Source organism: Corallococcus aberystwythensis, assembly GCF_003612165.1.
Taxonomy (GTDB): domain Bacteria; phylum Myxococcota; class Myxococcia; order Myxococcales; family Myxococcaceae; genus Corallococcus; species Corallococcus aberystwythensis.
This window is the reverse complement of the sequence record NZ_RAWK01000053.1, coordinates 20666-42670: the sequence shown is the minus strand read 5'-3', so window position 1 is coordinate 42670 and position 22005 is coordinate 20666. Positions and strand designations below refer to the sequence as shown.

8 protein-coding genes are annotated in these 22005 nt (G+C 69.8%); 6 read left to right on the top strand and 2 right to left on the bottom strand.

The window, feature by feature from the left end:
- The 6 genes from D7W81_RS42315 to D7W81_RS11085 all read left to right on the top strand — a co-directional run.
- Window positions 1-2407, top strand: a 2407-nt coding sequence (locus tag D7W81_RS42315) for a baseplate wedge protein (RefSeq protein WP_120555328.1), incomplete at its 5' end; no start/stop codon positions are given.
- A gap of 3 nt (window positions 2408-2410) precedes the next feature.
- Window positions 2411-5827: a hypothetical protein gene (locus D7W81_RS11120; RefSeq protein WP_120555327.1), complete on the top strand. Its 3417-nt coding sequence runs from the start codon at window positions 2411-2413 to the stop codon at window positions 5825-5827.
- A gap of 8 nt (window positions 5828-5835) precedes the next feature.
- Window positions 5836-7659 carry a contractile injection system tape measure protein gene (locus D7W81_RS11115; protein WP_244227137.1) on the top strand — a complete coding sequence of 608 codons (1824 nt, stop codon included), beginning with the start codon at window positions 5836-5838 and terminating at the stop codon, window positions 7657-7659.
- The gene (locus D7W81_RS11110; RefSeq protein WP_120555325.1) at window positions 7656-9002 is read left to right on the top strand and encodes an ATP-binding protein; all 1347 of its coding nucleotides are present in this window, start codon (window positions 7656-7658) and stop codon (window positions 9000-9002) included. Before D7W81_RS11115 ends, D7W81_RS11110 begins: the two co-directional genes overlap by 4 nt.
- Window positions 9003-10064: 1062 nt before the next feature.
- Window positions 10065-14111, top strand: a complete 4047-nt coding sequence (locus D7W81_RS11090) for a hypothetical protein (RefSeq protein WP_147445433.1) — start codon at window positions 10065-10067, stop codon at window positions 14109-14111.
- Window positions 14112-14147: 36 nt separating this feature from the next.
- The gene (locus tag D7W81_RS11085) at window positions 14148-15494 is read left to right on the top strand and encodes a leucine-rich repeat domain-containing protein (protein ID WP_120555320.1); all 1347 of its coding nucleotides are present in this window, start codon (window positions 14148-14150) and stop codon (window positions 15492-15494) included.
- A gap of 58 nt (window positions 15495-15552) precedes the next feature.
- Here the strand turns inward: D7W81_RS11085 and D7W81_RS11080 are convergent, their stop codons facing one another.
- The gene (locus D7W81_RS11080) at window positions 15553-19563 is read right to left on the bottom strand and encodes a cold shock domain-containing protein (RefSeq protein WP_120555319.1); all 4011 of its coding nucleotides are present in this window, start codon (window positions 19561-19563) and stop codon (window positions 15553-15555) included.
- Window positions 19560-21992 (bottom strand): DUF8727 domain-containing protein, encoded by a 2433-nt coding sequence (locus D7W81_RS11075; protein ID WP_120555318.1) that lies wholly within the window; start codon window positions 21990-21992, stop codon window positions 19560-19562. Before D7W81_RS11075 ends, D7W81_RS11080 begins: the two co-directional genes overlap by 4 nt.
- Window positions 21993-22005 lie beyond the last annotated feature (13 nt).

Below are 22005 nucleotides of genomic sequence, written 5' to 3'. Positions count from 1 at the left end.
CCCCTGGGACGCGTGGCGCGTCGAGGCCGCCATCCAGCAGCCGCCCCTCGCCTGGGATGACCCCTGGCTGGCCCCCCCCGAGACGCGGGCCCTCAAGGCGGACGACGTCCACGTCATCGACGACCGCACCCTGGAGGCCAACGTCCAGGTGGACGTCCCGGTGGCGGGCGGCGTGGCCACCCGGAAGGTCCCCGTCCGCGTCCTGCTGCGCTCGGAGACCCGAGGCTCCATCGCCGCCTGGCGGGACTTCATCGTGAAGGAGCTGGAGCGGGCCAGTCCGGCCAACCCCGTGCAGGCCTACCGGCTGCGGCTGCGCGAGGCCCTCGCCACCGCGGGCCGCGGCATCCGCACGCTCCAGGCCCACCGCAACCTCTGCGAGGACTTCAATGAGCCCACCGCCGCCCGCTTCGAGGAGATTGCCCTCTGCGCCGACGTGGACGTCACGCCGGATGCGGACCTGGAGGCCGTGCTGGCCCAGCTCCTGCTCGTCGCGACGCGCCTGCTGGCCCCGCCCGTGCGCTTCCACTCGCTCGCGGAGCTGCTCGCCCGGGGACTGCCGGTGGAGCGGCTTTTCGAAGGGCCCGCGCTGCGCCACGGCTTCCTGCTCGACGAGGATCTCGCCGCCTCTGAGCTGCGCACCGAGGTCCATGGCTCGGACCTGCTGAGCGCTTTCATGGAGGTGGAGGGCGTGGTGGCCGTCCGCTCCTTCACCCTGTCCGCGCATGACGAGGACGGGCGGGTGCTGGTCACGGGCGAGCCTTGGAGGATCGTGCTGGAGCCGGGTGCCTTGCCACGCCTCTCACCGGACCGTTGCCGGTTCGTCTTCTTCAAGCGTGGCATCCCCTTCTCCGCCAACCCGGAGGAGACGCGCCACAAGCTGACGTTCTTCGCCGAAAAGGAGGGCCTGCGCGACGTCACCCGCCCGCGGGGGACGCCGGTGGACCTCGCGCCGCCTCCGGGCACCTGGCAGGGCCTGGATGACTACCGGTCCGTCCAGCATGACCTGCCGCGCGTCTACGGCATCGGTCCCGAGGGCCTGCCGGACTCCGCGGGTTCCCTGCGCCACGCCCAGGCCCGGCAGCTCAAGACCTACCTGCTCTTCTTCGATCAGCTGCTGGCCAACTACCTGGCGCAGCTCGCGCACCTGCGGGAGCGCTTCTCCCTGGACGAAGGCGCGCAGCGCACCCTCTTCTCGGAGCCGCTGCACCTGCGCCCGGAGTTCTCCGAGCTGTTCCAGGAGGGCTACGCCGCCACCCAGGCGCCTCGCGACACGCTGGCGGAGGACGAGGAGGCGTACACGGCGCGCCGCAACCGGATGCTTGACCACCTGCTCGCGCGCTTCAACGAGCGCTTCGCCGAGTACGCGGCGGTGATGGCCACCCTGGACCGCGAGCTGGGGACGGAGCGCGACCTGGCGGCGGAGAAGGCGGCCTTCCTGCGCGCCTACCCCCGGGTGAGCGCCGAGCGCGGCAAGGGCTTCGACACCGGGGACGCCAACAACCTCTGGCCGAGCGACAACGTGTCCGGCCTGGAGCGGCGCCTGTGCGGCCTGCTGGGCATCCACCGCTGCGAGCGCAGGGACCTCGCCAGCCGCCTGGAGCTCCACCAGAAGCAGGACGCGGGCAACGTCACCGGGTACGGCATCCGGCTGCGCGACCCGAACGGGAAGATCCTCCTCAGCGGCAGCACCCGCTACACGGACCTCGCTGCCGCCCGGGCCGGACTGCTCCAGCTGGATGCGTACGCGTCCCAACCGGAGCGCTACGCCCTCCAGCAGGACGCCCAGGGCCGTCACTCCTTCAACCTGCACAACCCGTCCGGCGAGGTGATTGCCCGCCGCATCGAGTCCTTCGCCACGAGCGAGGCCGCCGAGGCCGCCATCGCGCACATCCTCGCGACCCTGGAGGACGTGCGGGAGCGCGAGGGCATGCACCTGGTGGAGCACCTCCTGCTGCGGCCGGTGTCCCCGGCGGCGAAGCTGCTCGCGGTGACGCTGGACCCGGACTGCGAGCCCTGTCCGGAGGACGCGGACCCGTACACCTTCCGCGCCACGCTCGTCCTCCCCGCGTGGCTGGGACGCTTCACCCGGCTCTCCTTCCGCGCCTTCCTGGAGCAGACGGCCCGGCTGGAGGCTCCCGCGCATGTCCACCTGAAGTTCTGCTGGGTCGACCTCGAGCAGATGCGCCGCTTCGAGACCGCGCTGCTGCCCTGGCTGCTGGAGCGGGCCCAGGCCCAGCCCGACCCGGAGCGCCTGGTGCAGCGCCACAACGCCCTGGTGGAAACGCTGGAGTCGCTACGCCCCGTCTACCCGACCGCCACGCTGCACAACTGCCAGGAGGACCTCGGGGAGAACCCCCTGCTCCTCGGACGCACCCAGCTTGGCACCATGCCCCTTGAAGAGGAGTGACCGATGGTCAAGTCCTATCCCCGGTTCTCGCCCAATCAGGTCCTCACGGACGCGCACCTCAATGAAGTCGTGGAGTACCTCGACCGCGAGGACCGCGTCTCGCGCACGCGGCTGCTGGGCGTGGGCATCGTCTGTGGCCTGGAGCCGCGCAGCGACCTGCGCGAGCGCGTGGTGGTGGGCCGGGGCTGTGGAGTGACGACGCAGGGCGAGCTGCTGGTGGTGGAGGAGGACACCGCCTTCACGCACCGCCGCGAGTACACCGACGCCGGCCAGTACTTCACCGGCGCGCGCAAGCTGGACTTCCCACTCTGGGAGCTGGTGGAGACGCCCCAGGCCCCCACTCCCGGCGTCACGCGCATCGGCGATGCGCCCGACTTCCTGCGTGAGCGCGTCGCGGTGCTCTACCTCGAGCGCCAGGAGAAGGACCTGCGCTCGTGCGTGGAGAACGACTGCAACGAGAAGGGGCGCCGACGCTACCTCACGCCCCGGCTGCTGGTGGTGGCACGGCAGGACGCGCTCAAGCTGGCCCTTTCCGAGGACGTCACCTTCACGCCGCCGGCGCCTCCCGTCACGCTCCGGGTGCCCCGGCCCGGCTTCTCCGATCGGGAATACCCCTTCGGCAAGCTGAACTACGCGGACGTGGTGAGCGCCTTCACCGCCAGCGTGGTGGAGGTGGTGAGGCCGTTGAGCGAGGCGCTGGAGAAGTCCATCGAGCGGCTCCAGCCCGCGCTCGGCACGGTGGCCCTCTCCGAGACGGTGGCCGGCCGTCTGAGGGCCGCCCAGCAGATGTTTCTCAAGGACGGCAGGGGTGTGCAGTACCTCTACGACTGGGTGAAGGAGCTATCGGCCGCGTACGCCGAGCTGGCCGAGGTGGCCGCGCGGATGGGCAGCCGCTGCTGCCCGGACGAGGACCTCTTCGCGCAGCACCTGTTGCTGGGCGAGCTGGAGGATAACCTCGCGGCCTCCTACCGGCCGGCCCGGGTGCCCCGGCCGCCTGGACGCCACCGCCACCCCTTCCTGCCCTCGCCCGCCGTGGGCAACCAGGCGGAGCTGCGGGAGCGGGCCGCGTGCCTCCTCCAGCGGCTCATCCTCCAGGTGGAGAAGTTCTCCTGGGCGCCCGGCTCGCGGATCGCCATCACCCCCGACGCGGGGCCCCGCGCGCCGCTCGGGGAGCGCACCCTGCCCCACCACTACTCCCTGGCCGGTGGCTCCCCGTCCCTGTTGGACCACTGGAGCTACGACCTCACCCGCTTCGGCTGGCAGGACACCATGCTCTCGTATTCGGCCGAGCACTACTCGCGCCGCGGCATGGTGGTGGATCCGCTGCGCTACGAGCATGACGGCGCGGCGTTCTTCCGCATCGAGGGCCACCTGGAGCAGCGGGTGGACGATGTCCTCGCGTACCTGGAGGAGCAGCGGCGCGCGTTCGGGCTCCCCTTCCAGGTGGTGGCCGTCGCCTTCGACGACGCCGTCACCCAAGGGGAGCTCGACAAGGACTGCCGCTCCGCCGACCTGGAGGCCGTCTACGACGGGCTGCGCGAGGAGTACCGCTGCCTGCTGGAGCGCGAGAAGCAGTACTTCGAGGAGCTCACACCGCCCCCTACCGAGCGCGGCAAGGTGAAGGGACGCATCACGAAGTCTGCCGATCTGCCCGAAATCCACGACCCGTTGCGCCTCACGGTGCTGGACACGGGGCAGACCGTCACCGCGGACAATGAGGGCCACTTCGAGCTGGAGTTGCCCGAGGGCGCCTACGTCCTCCAGTCCTCCGCCGGAAGCTGGGTCGGCGACCGCATCTTCGTGGAGGTCCAGGCCAACCTTGAGCTGGAACAGGATCTCAACATCCGCCAGGACGCCGCGTCCGGGCCGATGGCGCCCTCCCGGGCCTCGCCCGCCTCAAGGCCGCCCTACCGCTTCGACGTGCCGCGAAAGACCATCAAGGAGTACATCCAGGACTTCATTGGACAGGTCGACCCGAAGGAGGCCCCTGACCGGTTCGACCTGCTGAACCTCGCGAGCATCTGGACCGCGGCTGGCAAGGCCGAGTTCGTCCAGCACATTGGCCTGCCGGCCCGGCTGGCGCTGCTGCTCGGACAGGCGCTCACGATGCTGCCGACGGACCTCGCCGACCTGGACCTGGAGAAGCTGCGCAGGAACCTCACGGAGCTCAAGAAGACGGCCAGCACGCTGGAGTCCAAGCTCCTCTCCAATGAGCCGCTGACGCCCGGGCAGATTCAGCAACTCCAGCACCTGCAGGTGATTCAGGGCCTCTGCCGGGTGGAACTGCTGGCCACGCTGAAGCAGGGCTTCGACGCGCGGCGCGAGGCGCAGAAGCGACGGCTGTTTTTCAGCGCGTTCCTCGACGCGCACCCCTCCCTGGAGCACCTGGGCGGTGTGCCTAGGGGAGGCACCTTCGTCATCGCGTATGAGGACGGCCTGGTGAAGGCGGACTTCGCCCTGTCCTATACCTGCTGCGACCCCTGCGGCCCCATGCTGCTGCGCGTCCAGGACTCGCTGCCGCCCCCGGCGGACCTCTACGAGACGCTGTCCTTCGTGGAGCCGAACAAGACGCTCAGCATTCCCGAGGCCGTCGCGGGCAACGTCTTCGTCCGCGCCATCGTCACGGACCCGGGCGACCTGGCAACCCTCAAGGTGGAGGACCCCGGCGGCAAGCTGCGCATCGAGGCCAGACCCGCGCTCTTCGACCGGCAGGAATACACCTTCGAGTACCTCGTCCAGGCCAGGGGCTCGGAGAAGACGGCGCTCGGGAAGGTGTTCCTCGCGCTCATCAACGACAGCCCGCTCCCGAAGCCGGCGGACATCAGACGGCGGACCGCGGAGGCCAAGGCGGTGCTGATCATCGCTCCGCCCGCGGCCGTGCCCGTCAGCATGGTGGTGGTCTCCGCCGCCGTCACCGAAGAAGCCCTGGGCGTGGCGACGGTGGAGAAGACCGGCAAGGAGATCCGCTTCCAGGCTCGGGCGGGATTCGCCCAGAAGAAGCGCGCGGACATCAGCTACACCCTGCGCAACATCGAGAGCAACCGGACTGTCGACGGGACCATCGTCATCCTGCTCGAGGAGAAGCTCGCGCCCATCGAGCTTCGGGAGGTGACCGTGAAGATCAACCGGCTCCGGCTGGTCTCCACGGCCATCGAGCTCCCGCTCAAGGACATGCCAGACGTCATCGTCGAAACCATCGACCCCATGAGCCGGCCGGAACTCGGAACGCTGACCCTCAATGCCGACCGGGGCCCCATCTACTTCAAGCCGTCGCGCAGCAAATCGCCCAAGTCATCCAAGGAGGAGCACCGCGAAAAAGAGGTCGAGCTCGTCACCTACTCGGTGCGGGACACCGTGACGGGAGCGAAGGGCACGGGCCGCATCGTCCTCGATTTCAGCAGCATCCTCGTGGATCTCTAGCGGTGCTCATGGGCCACCTCATCCACCGCCAGATCGTGGAGCTGGAGCTCCACGGAGGAGGCGAACCCTTCTCCATGCAGAGCGAGGTGAGCCGCGTCTGCCGTGAGGAGCTTCCGCTCATTCTCGAGCGGGTGTTCGACGAACTGGTGCCCGGCGCCGCGCATCTGCGCTGGGAGCGGCTCGTGCTGGACCTGGGAGCACTGCGCGGGCTGGACGTGGAAACGCTCGCCACCCGGCTGCGCGAGGCCCTCCGGGAGGTGCTGCGGCGGGCCAGGACGTCCGTGCCGGCGGCCACTCCCGGAGGCACGGGGGCAACCGCCTCTGGAGCGCGGGACGCGGGACTGGAGGAGCTCTCTCCGGAGGCATCCGATGAGGAGCTGCTGCGGGTGTTCCTGGAGACAGGCATGGTGCCCTGGTGGGCCGAGGGCCTGGACGGCGCGGAGCTCAACGCTCGGCTCCTGGCCCTGCTGAAGCGCCCGTCCGGAGGTGTGGCCCCGTGGCTCCGAGGCCATGACGGGGCCGTGCGCATGGCCCAGCGGGTGTTGGGGCAGCTTCCCGCGTCCACGGCCCTGACGTTGCTGGAGGTGCTGGCGCGCGAGGAGGGGGTGGAGGCCGTCCTCGCCACGGTGCTGGGGACGGCTCCGCCTGGAGTGCCCGTCCTTTCCTGGCGGCGGTTGCTGGTGGAGACGCTGCTGCCGGTGGCGCTCGCGTCGCGGCCGGGCTCGCTGCATGCCGACGCCGTGCTGGAGGTCGCGCAGAGGACCGCCGTTGCGCAGGGCTCCGACCCGCGGACGGTCCGGGCACCCTGGCGCCAACAAGTGCCCTCCGCTCTTGCCCTCGCGGCTCCCGCGCGCGCATCGGAAGCTCCCAGGGAAGCGGACCCTGCCGGGGAGTCATTGGTGGCGGAGGCGCTGCCTCCTCCGAAGGAGTCCCCTGCGGCGCGGGAAGAGCGGGCATCGTCCCCGCCGGGCGCGCCAGCACGCGCGGCCGGGCACGCGGCACCTCACCGGGAGGTGTTGCTCCCGCAGGCCTCGGTGCATGAGGAGCCGAGGCCTCCGGTGACGTTTCAGCCGCCCCGCGTGGAGCGCGGGCAGCAGGCCCACTGGATGGAGCGGCCTCACCCCACCGAGGCCGTCGCGAGGGGCGTGGAGGCGACGCCAGGCCCCCCGGAGACGTCGAGCGAGCTCAGGGCCCCGCCTCCGCTCCCTGGCACCCGGCCGCTCCCGCCAGCGGGGCCGCGCGCCGGCTCGGTCCCCCGCGCGCCCTCCGTTCGCCCGGACCCCACGGCTCTGCCCCGAGCCCACGCGGGCCTCGCCGCGGAGGCACTCCTCCAGCAGGGCCTCCCGGTGGACAACGCCGGGCTCGTCCTGCTCCACCCGTTCCTCAAGACGTTCTTCGATGCCGTGGGCCTCCTCGAGGGCAAGGTGTTCCGCGACTTCGAGGCCCAATGCAGGGCGGTGTGCCTGTCGCAGTGGCTCGTCCACGAAGACGGCGCGGAGGACGAGCACCGCATGCCCCTGAGCAAGGTGCTGTGCGGCATCCCCCTGGAGGAGGTGGTGCCCCGGCTGGGGGGCCCTACCGAAGCAGAGCGCGCCGAGGGCGAGGCGCTGCTTCAGCACGTGGTGTCGCAGTGGACGGTCCTGAAGAACACCTCGACGCGGGGGCTCCGTGACGCCTTCCTCCAACGCAAGGGCCTGCTGCGGCGCGACGAGCGGGGCTGGGTGCTGCGCCTGGAGGCGAAGCCCTACGACATGCTGTTGGAGCGGTTGCCTTGGGGGATTTCCCACATCCGCCTGTCGTGGATGAGGGGGCTGCTTCAGGTGGAGCGATGAGCGAGGAACTCCGAGCCAACGCGGCGGCGCTGGAGGCGGAGCTGGACTGGCTCCAGCGCGTCGTCGACGCGCGCATCCGCCTGCACTGCGGCCAGGAATGCCTCGTCGACTCCCCCGCCGCGCTGCCGCCTCCCGATCCCCGGACGCCCGGATCAGCCTACGCCCGCCTCCTCCAGGAGCACCGCCTCACGCCCTCCGAGCGCATCCTCGTCGCGCTCGCGCTGGCGCCGCACGTCCGGCCCCAGGCCCTGGACGTCTTCCTGAGCCGCAACGCCGTGCTGGAGCGCCCCTTCACCGAGTTCGGCGGAGTGGTGGCCCCCCACGGCGGCTTCCTGCCTACCGCGGAAACGGCGCTCTTCCTCCTCGCGGGCGATGCGCTGCACGCGCGGCTGGTGGCCAGCACGCTGCTCGACAGCGGCCATCCCCTCTTCCAGTCGCACCTGCTGCGCCTGGAGCCCCAGCCCGGGTCCGACACCCTGGGCTCGGCCCGGCTGGCGGCCTCCGTGGAGCTCGTGGACCGGCTCACCCTCGGCCGCGCGCGGCGCCCCTCTTTTGGTCCCGCCTTCCCCGCCCGGCGGCTCACCTGCGAGCTGACCTGGGACGAACTCGTGCTGGAGCCCTACGTGCTCAACCAGGTCGCGGAGGTGCGCGCCTGGATGGACTCCGGGCACACGCTGCTCCACGCGTGGGGACTGGGGCGCAAGCTGGGCCCTGGCTACCGGTGCCTTTTCCACGGGCCGCCTGGGACGGGCAAGACGCTCACAGCGGCGCTGCTCGGCCGGCAGGCGCGGCGGGATGTCTTCCGGGTGGACCTCTCGCTGGTGGTGTCCAAATACATTGGCGAGACGGAGAAGAACCTGGAGAGCGTCTTCCAGCACGCCGAGAAGCAGGAGTGCATCCTCTTCTTCGACGAGGCGGACGCACTCTTCGGCAAGCGCACGGGGCTCTCCAGCGCGCATGACCGCTACGCGAACCAGGAGGTCGCCTACCTCCTCCAGCGCCTGGAGGCGTTCGAGGGGCTCGTCATCCTCGCTTCGAACCTCAAGGCCAACCTGGACGACGCCTTCCTCCGCCGCTTCCAGTCGGTGGTGCACTTCCCCATGCCCAAGCCCGCCGAGCGCCAGCGGCTGTGGCGCAACGCCTTCTCTCCTGTCTGCACCCTCGAGCCCGGCCTCAACCTCCACGAGGTGGCCGAGCGCTACGAGCTCGCGGGGGGCTCCATTCTCAACGTCGTGCGCTACTGCTCGCTCATGGCGCTCCAGCGCCAGAGCCGCGAAATTCTCCTGGCGGATCTCCACGAGGGCGTCCGCCGGGAGTACCAGAAAGAGGGCAAGACGCTATGAGCCGCCGCCCGACGTCACGCCACTTCTTGCTGTCCTGAGGACGCCATGGAGCCTCGCCGGACCCGCACCCTGGCCCGTTCCGCGGCGCAGCCCGCCCGGGCGGCGGCCCCTGCCACGAGGCGGGGCGCCGCGCTGACGCCGGTCCGCGGCACGGCCGCGCTCACCCAGATCATCCGCCACGCCGAGCGGCCCACCGTCCCGCCCACGGCCCGGGCGCTCGTATCCGAGGCGATATCTCCCCGTGGGGCGGAGCGCCCGTCCCGAGCGGCCATGCACCCTCCCGCCGTTTCCGTCTCACCCACGGCGGTGCCGGCAGCTGGCGCCGCCGCGCCTGCCTCTCCGCGCGTTTCGGCTGCTCCAGCGGTCTCCGCTGCGCCTGCCGCGTCGGCCGTCTCCGTAGCGCCTGCCACTCCGGCGGTTTCCGCTGCGCCTGCCGCGTCGGCCGTCTCCGTAGCGCCTGCCACTCCGGCGGTCTCCGCTGCGCCTGCCGCTGCGGTGGTCTCCGTCACTTCCGCCGCTCCGCCCGTCACCGCCCCCTCTGCCGAGAAGCCCGTCTCCGTCGCCCCTGCCAAGCCCTTCGTTTCGATCACGCCCGCCGCGATTCCCGTCACGGCCACGCCCGCCGCGGCTCCTGTCACGGCCACGCCAGCGGAACCCCGCATCCGCTCACCCCTCGTTTCGGCCATTCCTGCCGCTCCGTCCGGCTCCGCCACGCCTGCCGCTCCCCTCATCCCCGCGACTCCTGCGGTCCAGGCCATCGCAGCCTCCACTCCGCCGGGCGTGGCTCCCAAGGCCGGCCCCGCCCAGGCGACCGGGCCTGTACAGGCGTCGACCGCTTCGACGGGTGCCACCACCTCAACAGCGGCCACCGCCACGAGCGCCCCTCCACCGACGCCTCCCAGCCCTCCTGCCGGAGCGCCGCCCAGCACCACCACCGTGAAGGCACCCGGCCCGGCGCGCGGTGGCGGCGGCCGTGCCGCGCGCGAGGTCCCCGATAGTGGAGCCGGTGGCGCCACGAGTGGAGCCGCGCCCACGCGTGCCGGCGCGAGCGGCGAACTGCTGATGCCCGAGCCCCCCGAGGGCCTCTCTCCCGCGGCCCAGGCGCGCATCGCCGCCACCAGCGCGCGAGCCTCATCGGCGGCCTCGGCCCAGGCGAGCCTGCCGCCCGCGGACGCGCAGGTGACGGATGCGCGCCAGGCCGTCACCCCACCGCTGGAGGAGCGCGAGGCCCTGGCCCGGAGCGGCCTCGTGGAGGCCCTGGGCCAGCAGCCCGAGCCCAGCCCGGAAATCGAGCAGCTCTGCGCGCGCATCCACGAGGCCATCACCAGCAGACGGCCCCTCTCGGACGCGCAGCTGGTGGAGGCCCGCCCGGACGAGATGGCGCGGGGGGCCGGCGCCGAGGTCGGCCAGGGTGTGCAGGGCGAGGTCCGCGACGTGGAGAGCGCCTACGCGGGCCTCCAGCAGGATCCGCCACCAGCGTCGGCCCCCACCGGCGAGGCGCTCCCCCCCACGCCCGAGGCAGCCGCGACGCCGCACATCGCCGCGCGGAGCGCCACGCCGGACGCGGTGCCCGCGCAGGACGTCTCGTTGGACGCGGACGTCGCGGTCAACCAGCAGCGCATGGCCGACGCGGGGATGACGAGCGAGCCGGCGCTGCTCGTCCCGGGCGGCCCCGTCGCCGAGGCCCGCGCCGCCCAGAACGAGCTTGAGGAGACCGCGGCCCAGGGCCCCGCGGAGGTGCTCGCCCAGCAGGAGGCCACACTCAACCGCTCGCGCGGTGACATGGTCCAGCTCCAGGAGGCGGCGCTCGAGGCGCTGCGCTCCTCCCGCTCCCACACCACGACGCAGGGCCGCGCGCGGCAGGAGCGGATGGTCGGCTCCGAGGTGCAGCTGCGCGAGCAGGCCAGCACCCGCGCCAATGGCATCTTCACCGACGCCCAGCGCGCCGTGGAGGAACTGCTGCAGCCGCTCACCGACACCGCCATGAGCCGCTGGGAGGCGGGCATCCAGCGGCTGTCCTCCAGCTTCCGCTCGGACCTGCGCGAGGTGGAGCGCTCCCTGGAGGAGCGCCACTCCGGCGTGGGGGGCGCCATCGTATCGCTGTGGGACGACGTCACGGGCATGCCGGACTGGGTCGTCGAGGCGTACAACCGCGCCGAGCGAACCTTCGGGGACGGCGCGTGCGAGCTGGCGCGCGACATCGCCCGCGAGGTCAACGGCGTCATCGCCACCTGTGAAGCCCTCATCGAGCAGGCGCACCGGGACATCGCCAACGTCTTCGCCCAGCTCCCCGCGAGCCTTCAGGAGTGGGCCGCGGGCGAGCAGGCCCGCCTGGACCAGGGCCTGGACGGGCTGCGCGACAGCGCGCGCCAGCAGCGCGACAGGTTCAACCAGCTGCTCGTCCAGCAGGCCACCCAGGCGGTCCAGGAGGTGCAGCGGGAGATTCAGGGCCTGCGGGGGCGGGCGCGGGGTCTCGTCGGCCGCATCGTGGACGCCGTCAACGCGTTCCTGGAGGACCCGGCCCGCGTCATCCTCGAGGGGCTGCTGTCGCGGCTGGGCATCGCGCCCTCCGCCTTCTGGGCGGTGGTGGCGCGCATCCGGGACGTCATCTCCGACATCGGGAAGGACCCGCTGGGCTTCGCGGGCCACCTGCTGCGCGCCGTGGGCGAGGGCTTCCGGCTCTTCTTCGACAACGTCGAAGGCCACCTGCTGCGCGGGCTCCTCGACTGGCTCTTCTCGGGCCTGGCCGGCGTGGGCGTGCAGCTGCCGAGGGACATGTCCCTGGGGAGCATCGTCACTTTCTTCCTCCAGTTGATGGGCATCACCTGGGAGCGCATCCGGCGCCTCATCGCCCGGCGCCTCGGCGAGCGGAACGTGGAGCTCCTGGAGCACGCCTGGACGCTCATCTCCACGTTGATGGAGCAGGGCCCGGCCGGCATCTACGAGATGCTCAAGGACCGCTTCAACCCACGGGAGCTGCTCGACCAGGTGCTCACCGCCGCGCGCGACGCCATCGTGGAAGCGGTCATCACCCGGGTGACGGCCCGCATCCTGATGATGTTCAACCCAGTGGGAGCCATCCTCCAGGCGCTTGAGGCCATCTACCGGGTCCTCAAGTGGATTTTCGAGAACGCGTCCCGCCTCTTCACCCTCGTCGAAACGGTGGTGAACGGGATGGCCGACATCCTGAGCGGCAACACCGCGGGCCTCGCGCGCGCGATCGAGCAGGGGCTGGCGAGGCTCGTCGCCCCGGTCATCGACTTCCTGGCCGGCTACGCCGGGGTGGGCGACCTCCCCGAGCAGATCCGCGGCGTCATCGAGCGCGGGCAGAACTGGATGGAGGGCATCCTCGACCGCGTCATCGGTTGGCTGGCGGACCGGGCCCAGGCGCTGATGCGGGCGATGGGGCTGGGCGGCCCCGCGGGGACACCGCCGGCCGAGGGTGGCGACACCGAGCTGGGCGAGACGGTGACCTTCCGCGCGGGCGGCGAGTCCCACAGGATGTGGGTGGACGTCCGGGGGGAGGAGGCGCCGCTGATGATCGCCAGCACGCCCATGACGCTCGAGCAGCGCCTGGAGGATTGGAACAGTCGCCTGGAGAGCCTGGACGATCGGACCCCGGTCAAACCCCACGGCCTGCCGCTACGCCGCCGCGCCGCGAGCTTGATGACCCAGGCCGGCATGATTCTCCGGCAAGCGAGCACCGCCGCGCGCGGGCTCGCGCGGCAGCGCCGCGACATGGCGCGGAATCCTGGGCAGGCGCCCGCCCGGCCCGTGGACGACAACGCCCTGGAGGCCCAGGAGCGGCAGCTCTCGATCTCCGTCCAGGAGCTCTTCACGCTCTTTGGCGACAAACCGGAAGAGGGCTCGTTGACGGTTCGCTTCCGCCAGCAGCTCGAACAGCTACACCCCTCGGCCAGCGTCCAGGTACACGACGCGCTCCAGGCGCTCAGCAGCGCCAGTCCCAGCAGCGACGAGGGCTCGGCCAGAGCGGCCTCCTTCGCGAGCTGGGAGGACATGAAGACGGCCCTTGGCAGCCACGACAAGGTCAAACACGCCCTCACCACCCCGCTCACCCGGGACCATGATTTCGGGAAGTACGCCGATGAGCGGCAGGCCATTCCGCAGCTCAGCGCGGCCATCCGGGATGCCGAGCCCCGCGCCACCTACCCCGGTGTCGTCACCGCGGAAGGACATGAAGAAGACTGGCTGCCACCGCGCAAGGTGAACCTGAACCGGGCCAATGCGCCCTACACCGAGGCCAAGCGGAAGCTGAACGAGGAGCTCTTCGACAAGTCCGTCGAACCGCGGACCAATGACGCGCTCAAGGCCGCGTTCCTGGAGGCATTCAAGGAGGCCCCTCCTCCGGTGTCCCAGGATCTCAAGGATGCCTTCCCCAGTTCCTCCACCACCGTCGTCAACCTGCTTGCCATCATCCGCGGCAAGAAGGTGGGCAATGTGGACTTGCGGCGGCTCAATGACCTCTGGACCGAGCAGGGTACCGCGCCCTCCAACAGGGCCTTCCTCGCGGGCAGACTCCGTGGAGCGGTCAAGAACCAGCACGAGTGGATTCCCGTGAGCCGCCTGATCGACATGGTCAACCGGGATGCACAGGAGAGTACGGTCGATCCGATGGCCAACCCCTGCCAGTGGATCAAGCTCCAGCACCACCTGCGCATCGACACGTCCTGGGTCATCTTCAAGCCGGGCAAGGTGCAGAGGGAAGCCCGCTACGAAGCGGATAATCAAACCTACGCTGTGCTCCAGGGACACCCCGGCGCCATTCGGCTCGCCGTGGCTGGGGCCAAAGCCTGGGAGCAGGATGGAGAGGGCACCTTCCACCACGAGCTGTTTGAGGTGGTGAAGGAGGCCATGCGGTCCAAGGCCACCATTGAGCAGCTCATCGCGCAGCTCCGGGCAAAGTGCATGGAGTGGGTCTGGAACGGGGAACTCCCTGCCAGAGACCTCCACCCGCGACTGATAAATAGCGGCGGCGTGTTGCTCACGAAGAACATGGGCACCGTCATCAGCCAGCAGCGTGCAAGGCTCACCCAGATGGAGGCTGCCTTTGGCGCCGCCCTGACCGCGGTGGCCAAGATGGCACTGTGAGGGCCCACCCTCGCGCCGCCACAGGAGAACCTGGATATGCCCATCAACCCGTCGGACCCTGGTGTCTCCACGGCGCTCGCCCAAGCGCTTGGTCATCCAGGCCCGTTCTCCGAAGCGGAGTGCGCGGCCCTGGAGGGCCCTCTCGTCCTCCTGCATGCCCGGGACGTCTCGGACCTGCGGCACTGCACCGGGCTGAAACACCTCGATCTCATTGCCTGCGACGTCAGGAGCCTTGGGCCCCTGACGGCCCTCACCGCGCTCCGGCAGCTCACCATCCTCGCCACGCCCATCGAGGACCTGGCTCCGCTCCGCGAGCTTCCGACGCTTGCCTTCTTGACGCTGAACTTCACCTACGTCACGGACGCCCTGCCCCTCGTGGGCCTGCCTGCGCTCGCGCGTGCAGAACTCCTGGGAAACCCCTGGACGGAGGAGAGCTACACCATCGTGGCTCAGCGGATCGCCAGCACATCCTCCGCGAGGCTGGGGACGCCACCCCTCCTGCTCTTGTCCCTTCTGGAGGACTGGCAGGTGACCCGGATGATGTGGGAGTGCGGAATCACCGCAAGCGTGGCCTGCCCGGACTCTCGTGAGTGGTACCTCGTTCGAGCCGGCATCCCTCGGGTCACCCCCGGCCCGTGTGATGCCATGCGCAATGATCCCGTCCTCATCGAGCAGGCCCTGAAAAAGAATCCCACGTTCACGCTCGAGGAGCTCTTCGAGAACTTCCTGAAGAAGCGCGCGGAGCCCCCGCGCGTCGAGCCCTCGCGGCTGATGAGCCGGCGCCCCTGGGGCAGCAGCGTCGAGGCGGCCTCCTGGGTCCAGGCCAGCGCACTGGACGCACAGACGAAGGCCGAGTTGCTCCGGTTCATCGCCCGCTTTCCCACGCTGAGCTTCTACCGGGAGCCCCCCGAGTTCCTCGATGAAGTCGAAGCGGCGTCACAGGTCCGCTTCCCTCCTTGGCTCCGCGAGCTGCGGCAGACGCTGGCCTGGATGCTTCCCGGGGAGCCGGAGCGGGACGTCCAGGTGCGGTTCCACCACTTCGACCTGCCGGGGCACGCGGCCAGCGATCCCGCCTCCCACTGGTACAGCATCGCGCCGGGGGTCCAGAGCGGAGAGAGCCCGCCGGGGTTCATGTCCCTCGGCTTCTCGGAGGACCCGCTCTGGTCTCAGCTCGTCATCCGCAAGGACGCGCCCAAGGACACGGTCATCTACGACTTCGCCGAAGAGATGTTCCGCGACCTCCAGTTGGAGGGCGTCGGAACCCAGGGCACCCTGGGCCCCGCCTTCGCCTCCTACGCGACGATGCTGGCGGCCATCGACGCGGTGCGGGTACGTGACGGCGAGCCCCTCCTCGCGGTCCAGGATCCGAACGCTTCCGCCTGATTCACCCGGCCGCGCTCCAATGCCATTGCCCAGCCCACCACTCCAATCACACGAGCGTTCAATCCACGTCGGCGCGCTCCACCTGAACCAGGTTGGCTCCCGCGCCCTCCGCCAGATAGCTGTTCAATGCGAACGCCACCGGCGACATGCGGTGCAGTGCATCGGGTACGTTGGCGTTGAGGTGAACGCGCCAGTGAACGCCGACGCCGAGCGAGGCGAACCGCGCGTCGAGCTGTCGCACGGCCTTCGCGAACGCGTCGGCCGGTGGCGAGCCGCAGCGCAGCGGAGCCACCGTGGGGTTGGACGAATCGACGCGGAGGAGCGCGAGCAGCAATTCACACGCGTCGCGGAAGGGCGTTCCGAAACGACGGGCGACCTGCTCGCGCTCCTCGTCTGAGGCGATGTCGAGCGGCACGCGCGCCATGAGGTTCTGCAGCGACCGTCGGCACTGGCCGAGGACTTGCGCGACGGCAGCCGGAGTCGCCTCCAGCATCGCGATGAAGCCCGGGTGCCGCCACGCCGCGTTCCCGAGCCCCCGCATGGTGATTCCGGCCAGCGCGCCATCGAACGTGCCGGCGTTCGTGTACCGATGCAGGCGCTCCAAGAGGCGAGCCAGAAGTGGCGCCCGCGACTCCAGGCCGTCACCCACAAGCATGGCCATCATCGTCGCCGTCTTCCGGTACAAGGCGGGGTCATCGGCCGCTTCATCATCGAGTCGCAGAAGCCACCCGGCGATATCCGCGGGCGCGTCCTCGTGGAGAAGAGTCAGGATTTCAAGAGCTCGAGGCACCTGCTGAACACTCAGCGTCGGCGTCCGGTGCAGCGCGCGAAGCAGCCCATCTCGGAAGACGGGGAACGCCTGTTGAACAGCAGGCGGAGCAGTCGCAAGGCTTCGGCCTTGTGCCCAGCACGCCCGGGTCACGGCGAAGAGGAACTTGCCGAACTTCTCGTCGTCGAATCGAGCCAGCGAACGAGCAGCTTCGATGAACTTCGCGGCATCCCCGGCCACCCACGGTGCGGCGTGGAACGCGAGCACCTCCCGTGAGGTAGCAGCGGCGACGGTCTCTCCGCCCCGGATCCACCTGGCTTCGACACGGGTGAATGGCGCGTCCTCTCGCGACACTGGCTCCACGACGAACGCGTAACTGGTGTCCAGCCCGTAACGGTAGGACAGCTTGAGGCGCGCTCGGACGTCATGGTTGAGCGGGAACGCCGGGGACTCGAGACGTGCCTCCCATGCAAGCGGGCGGCGTCCGTGCCGGCCGACAAGCAACGGGAAGGAAAACCACCGGTGCCCGCGCGCCAACGTCAGCGTCTCGGGAACCGTGAACTGCACGGCGTCACCAAGGAATGGATCGACGAATGTCCCACGCTCAAGCAATGGGAACTCGCCGAAATGGCCATCGCGCACGACCTCGAGCGACAACTCAGGCAGCCACTCACGCCATGTGAGAGCGCCAGAATCCAAGCGAAGCAGACATTCGCGTGCACCAGCGGCCAGCGCCTGCGGAGCGACGCACGTGCGCCGTCGCAGCCACTCCGTCAGTCGAGGCACCGCGCTGACACGCTTCGCCTCTGCCCCCCTCTTCCCCCGCCCGATCTCGAACTCCACGAGGTCGTCCGAGCGCGGACGACGCTTGCTCACCCAGGCGTTGGCGCGGAAGTACAACTCATCGCCGCCGCCATCCGGGACGATGAACCCGAATCCCTTGGTCTCGCTGAAGAACTTGATGCGCCCTGTCTGCGCCTCAAGCCTCCCGAACCGCGCGTACGCACACGGGCCGCCGATCAGCAGGACGCGGGCTCTCCCGAGCGTCGCGAGCGCGCTCTTCACGTTGGTGTCGAGCCGCTCGATCCAGCGTCCGACCTCATCATCAAACCATGCGGAATCGTCGAAGAGCTCCACGACCTCGGGCGTCGCGCGCTGATTCGAGGGCACCTGGACGAAGACCGAGCCGCCGCGTTCGACGAGCGACGAAACCTTTCCGCTGCGAAGCAGCTCTTCGACGACACGCCCTCGCAGCTCGGGAGCCAGCGCCTCGAACTCACGCGCAACCAGCATCCGGGCGTACGCACGAAGCACATGAGGCCATCCGAGCATCTCCAACTGCTCGTCAGGAGGCAGCGGTGGCTTGCGCTCCCAGTAGAACCCTCGCGAGGCAGGGTGTGCCCGAGCGAGTTTCTCGTCGTAGCGGGCCGTCAGCAGGGTGAGCGAGACGCCGCCAAACTCCACGTCGACAATGACGACCGACTCGCCCTGGCGAGGGCCCCGCTCGTCCGCGGTAGAGACCCACGCCATCGCGGCGGCGACGCTCCTCCAGACGGGGACCGGGCGGTGGAACGACGCGCCGAACGCGCTCCGCAAGCTCCGTTGCGAGAATTCGTCGACCGCATCAGGGACGGCGTAGGCGACCCGCGCATCGGCAGGTACGGCCAGTTCCAACGCAAGACGGCCCAGCATGCGATCGGCGACAAGCGCGAGCATCCCCGCATCAGCCTGCTCGTCCGCGTCGATGACATCGCCGGTCGCCCACAGCGAACGTCCCTCGGCGCCGAGGACAAGCTCTCGTCCCTCCTGGCCATCGAGCCACTCGAAGCTGCCATCGTCGCCAGACAGGTTGAGAGCCAATGACCACGCGGCGGACGTGAGAGGGATCGCGTGTCCGGCGTTCACGCGGAGCGATGCGTTGCCAAGCTCGATGCCGAGCCGGGCGCCGTCCGCGACGCCAGCGGCAACCCGGTCAGGCCGCTCGGCGTGGGGATTCACGTTGCAGCGTTGAAGAATCTGCCGGGCCACCTGCGTTGCAGGCGGTGCCAGCCCGGCGATGTCGGCGTACGCACGCTCTGCACCACCCAGGGAGAGCTCAAGACCGTCGATGGCGATCCCGATCCCTCGTTGGGCCTGGAGGCGCTCCGACGTCGCCCGGACCTCGAAGGCGATCGTCGACCCCCGCTCCTCGCCGGCGAGCCCCCTCTCGCCCAGGGGCACGATGCGCACCAGGATGAACTCGCCCTCCAGCGACAGGCGGATACGGAACGCCGCATCGTCGGGGCCCGCGGGCAACACGAGGAAGTGAAGAGGCGGGTTGAGGTGCCAGTCGGTCCCGAGGACCTCGGCGCCGAGCACCTCCACTCCGAGCCTCGGGTCGTCGTCCCGGCCAGTAGGGACACGACCCAGCGTCTCCGCGATGACCACTCGCTCCCGGTTCGCGAGCTGCGCGGCCACCATCCAGCACAGCAGGACGCGGGCGCGCTGGAGAGCGTCCCTCCATGAGCCGCGCAGCGACTCCTCGTCATCGCGGAGCCACTTCCACGCGCGGAACACCCGCGAGTAGTGCGGGTCGCTCAGCAGAACGTTGTTGGGCTGCATCCGCGTGAGCAGCGGAACGTCCGCGAGTTCGGATCGGCGCATCCGCTCATCACAGAGGCGCACGCAGTCCCCCATGCGACTCACGCGCTCGGCGTCAGCCGGTGTCCCATCGTACGCGTCGGTGAACGCCAGGCGACTCCTCGCACGCTGCACGAAGAGCTTCGCGAAAGAGCGGAGCATTCGGTTCTCGGTCGTGTCCGCAGAGACGTCGCGCTTGACGCCCAACGCGTGGGTACGTCCGGAGAGCTTCTCGCGGATGTTCCTTCCCGGCTGACGGGCGAGCCACGCCATCGAGCGGGTGTCGACCTCCCGAAGCTGATGGAAGGGGAGATTCTCGTGAACCCTGACAATCCGATGGCGATGCCGGTCGAGGAGATACTTGAGCGACTCGGACGCAAACTCGGCTGCGCCAAGCAAGCGATCGCGCGGGAACGGCCGGCTTCCCGTGGCGGTCGCACGGCGGATGTCGCGCAGGATCTCCGTTAGCGGCCGAGGGAGTGGGTCGCCGGTACGGGGGTCGCCGTGCGCGATCGTCGAGAAGACGTGCTCCGAGACCTGGTAGGTGATCCACCACGCCGACTCCACCGTCGGCGTGTCGGTCGCTGCGAGGGCGTCCAATTCCTCGAACGGCGGCAGTGGCGGCGGCAGCGCCGCCTGTCTGGGAGCACCGCGGTCGCGCGCCGTGCGAGCCTTCTTCATTCAGCGTTCTCCAGATACCTCGCGCTGTTCCAGACGAACGCGCCATGCCCGACTCGGCACGCGATCTCGAAGTCGTCGGAGAGCCCGAGCCCGAAGTTCGCGCTCTCGAGCTGCTTGCGGATGGGATCCAGGCAGTTCCGCCTCGACTCTCCAGTGGTCTCGATGCCCCGGAGCTTCGGCATCACCTTGAGCACGAGCTGATCCTCGAACGCCCGTCGCATCGTCCGCTGCAGCGCCTCCTGATCATTGCGCGCCCGTGCGTCGCTCACCTCGGGGTGGTTCGCCATGTAGTACTCAACGGACTGCCAGACGCGGTGACCCAGCGCGCGCCCCACATACTCGAGCCGCTGGTTGATCTCCTCGAGTCCCTGCCGGAATGGCTCAAGCTCGCTCGGGGTAAATGGCGAGCGAAGCTGGAGCCATTCGCGCCACGCGCTCTCGGCGAGCAACGGCGACTCCGCGGCGAGCGTCACCTTCGCGCGACTGTGAAGGGTTCGAGGGCGCGGGAAGTACAAGAGGTTCGAGCGGTCGATGACCTTGTCAGAGAGCGTCTTCGTCGTCTCGTCCTCGTTCATCGTACCGACCCACAGGACATTCCGGCCAAGGCTCAGGGGATACGGTGGCATACCCGCGCCGAGGTCGATGTCCAGGGTGACGCCCCGGCTCTCTCCACGACGCTGCTCGAGGCGGCTGAGGAGGTCGCTGAAGTACTGCTCGACGTGCGCGAGGTTCATCTCGTCAAGCAACACCAGCAGGAGCCGGTCCGCGAGGCCATGTTTGTAGGTCTCGTGGTCCGGGGAGTGCTGCGCCTGCACCATCGCCCGCAGCACGGTCGTCGCATTGAAGCGGTTGTCGACGGAGTTGAAGAACCCGAACAGCGACTGGGGGCTGTCCCAGTTCGGCTGAACGGCGAGCGACAGGAAGCCGAGTCCACCGAAACGTGAGTACAGGCGGGGCAACTCCGACTTGCCCGTTCCGCTCACGCCGGCGAGCACGGTGAGCGGCGAGAGCTCGGCAGCCTTGAGCGAAGTGTGGAAGGCGTGGACCAGGCGCTTCGGGAAGCGCATGCCGCTGCTCTCGCATGCCGTGGCGATCCCATTCAGCCAGTCGAGTTCCTTTGGGGCGGCACCCTCGGCGCGCTTGAAGTCCGTCCTCCACGGCTCTTCGAGCGCTCCGACGCGAGCAGCGCGCTCCTCGGGACGCTCGTACAGCGCCCTCATCCGATCGACCTCCGCACGGTACTTCTCCATCTCGCCGGCCAGCACGTCGAGGCGTCGTTCCGCGACCTCTCGGCGTTCGCGCTGTTGCTCGAGGTCCGCGACGCCGGTCAGCCAGCGGCTCTGTTCTGCCTTGAGCTGCGTGCTCTCGCGGACCAGCCGTTCCCTCTCGGCCGCCCAGACGCGCTCCTTCTCCTGCAGGGTGACGAGCAACTCCTTGTCGCTCGCGCTCGGGCGCATGAGCAACTCCTTCTCAAGCGCGCCGATCTTCTGCATCTGCTGGGCGATGCGACGTTCAATCTCAGCCGGGTTGTCACCAAAGCGCGCCAACAGCGCCTGTGCAGCCGACAACTGCAACTCGAGCGAGATGACCAGCTCGCGGTCCCGTCGATGGTCGTCGCGCAACGCCTCCAACTGACGCTCCAGCGACGACACCTGGTCTCGCGCCCGCTCCTCGATCGAGCGCTCGATGCCAGCTCGCACGCCCGCGAGGTCCTCTTCCTTCCACCGAAGTTCACCGAGCCCCCGGTGAAGTTCGGCAGCTTTTTCCTGCAATTGCGCGCGCTGCCGGTTCAAGTCCTCGAGAGCGGCGCGCTGCTCCTCGACGAATCGAGCGCGCATTTCCGCGAGCGCGGCGTCGTGGGCGGCGCCCTCCGCCGACAGCTTCACGTGATGACGGGTCCGGTCCGCCTGAAGCTCCGCGTCGAGCGCGGCGGTGCGGGCCCGGCGCTCCTCGGCCAGCCTCGTCTCGAGGCTCTCGATGCCCCTCAGTCGTGCCGCGTCCAGGTCGGCCTGGAGACGCTCGACCTCGGCACGAAGCGAGGCATGAGCCTTCATGAGCTCGGCGAGCGACTCGCGGTTCTTCGCGGCGAACCCCGCGCTCGCCTCGACCTCACGCTGGGCCACGTCCCTCGCGCGCGCCTCGACGGAACTATCTGCCTCCGCCACCTGCCGCTGGCTGCTTGCGACGTCGGCCAAGGCGCGCTGGAGCTTGGACTGCGCGACCTCGAGCTCGGTCTCCCGGTCCATGAGCTCCTCGGCATGGCGCTGGGACTGACGTTCGCGCTCCTTCAGGGATCGCTCTCGCGAGTCCAGCGCTTGCTCTCGAGCATCGGGTTGCGTGAGGAGGGCCGTGGCATCAGCATCGAGCACGGGGGGCGTGCTCGCCGGGCTGACGTCGGCGGTGATGGCTTCTTCGTTTCGGCCGCTCATGGCTTCGGTTTCT

What these genes read in the sequence shown, in the direction of transcription:
- D7W81_RS11075 (WP_120555318.1), bottom strand. Translation starts at nt 21,992, where the DNA reads ATGAGCGGCCGAAACGAAGAAGCCATCACCGCCGACGTCAGCCCGGCG.
- D7W81_RS11085 (WP_120555320.1), top strand. Translation starts at nt 14,148, where the DNA reads ATGCCCATCAACCCGTCGGACCCTGGTGTCTCCACGGCGCTCGCCCAA.
- D7W81_RS11080 (WP_120555319.1), bottom strand. Translation starts at nt 19,563, where the DNA reads ATGAAGAAGGCTCGCACGGCGCGCGACCGCGGTGCTCCCAGACAGGCG.
- D7W81_RS11090 (WP_147445433.1), top strand. Translation starts at nt 10,065, where the DNA reads ATGCCCGAGCCCCCCGAGGGCCTCTCTCCCGCGGCCCAGGCGCGCATC.
- D7W81_RS11120 (WP_120555327.1), top strand. Translation starts at nt 2,411, where the DNA reads ATGGTCAAGTCCTATCCCCGGTTCTCGCCCAATCAGGTCCTCACGGAC.
- D7W81_RS11110 (WP_120555325.1), top strand. Translation starts at nt 7,656, where the DNA reads ATGAGCGAGGAACTCCGAGCCAACGCGGCGGCGCTGGAGGCGGAGCTG.
- D7W81_RS11115 (WP_244227137.1), top strand. Translation starts at nt 5,836, where the DNA reads ATGGGCCACCTCATCCACCGCCAGATCGTGGAGCTGGAGCTCCACGGA.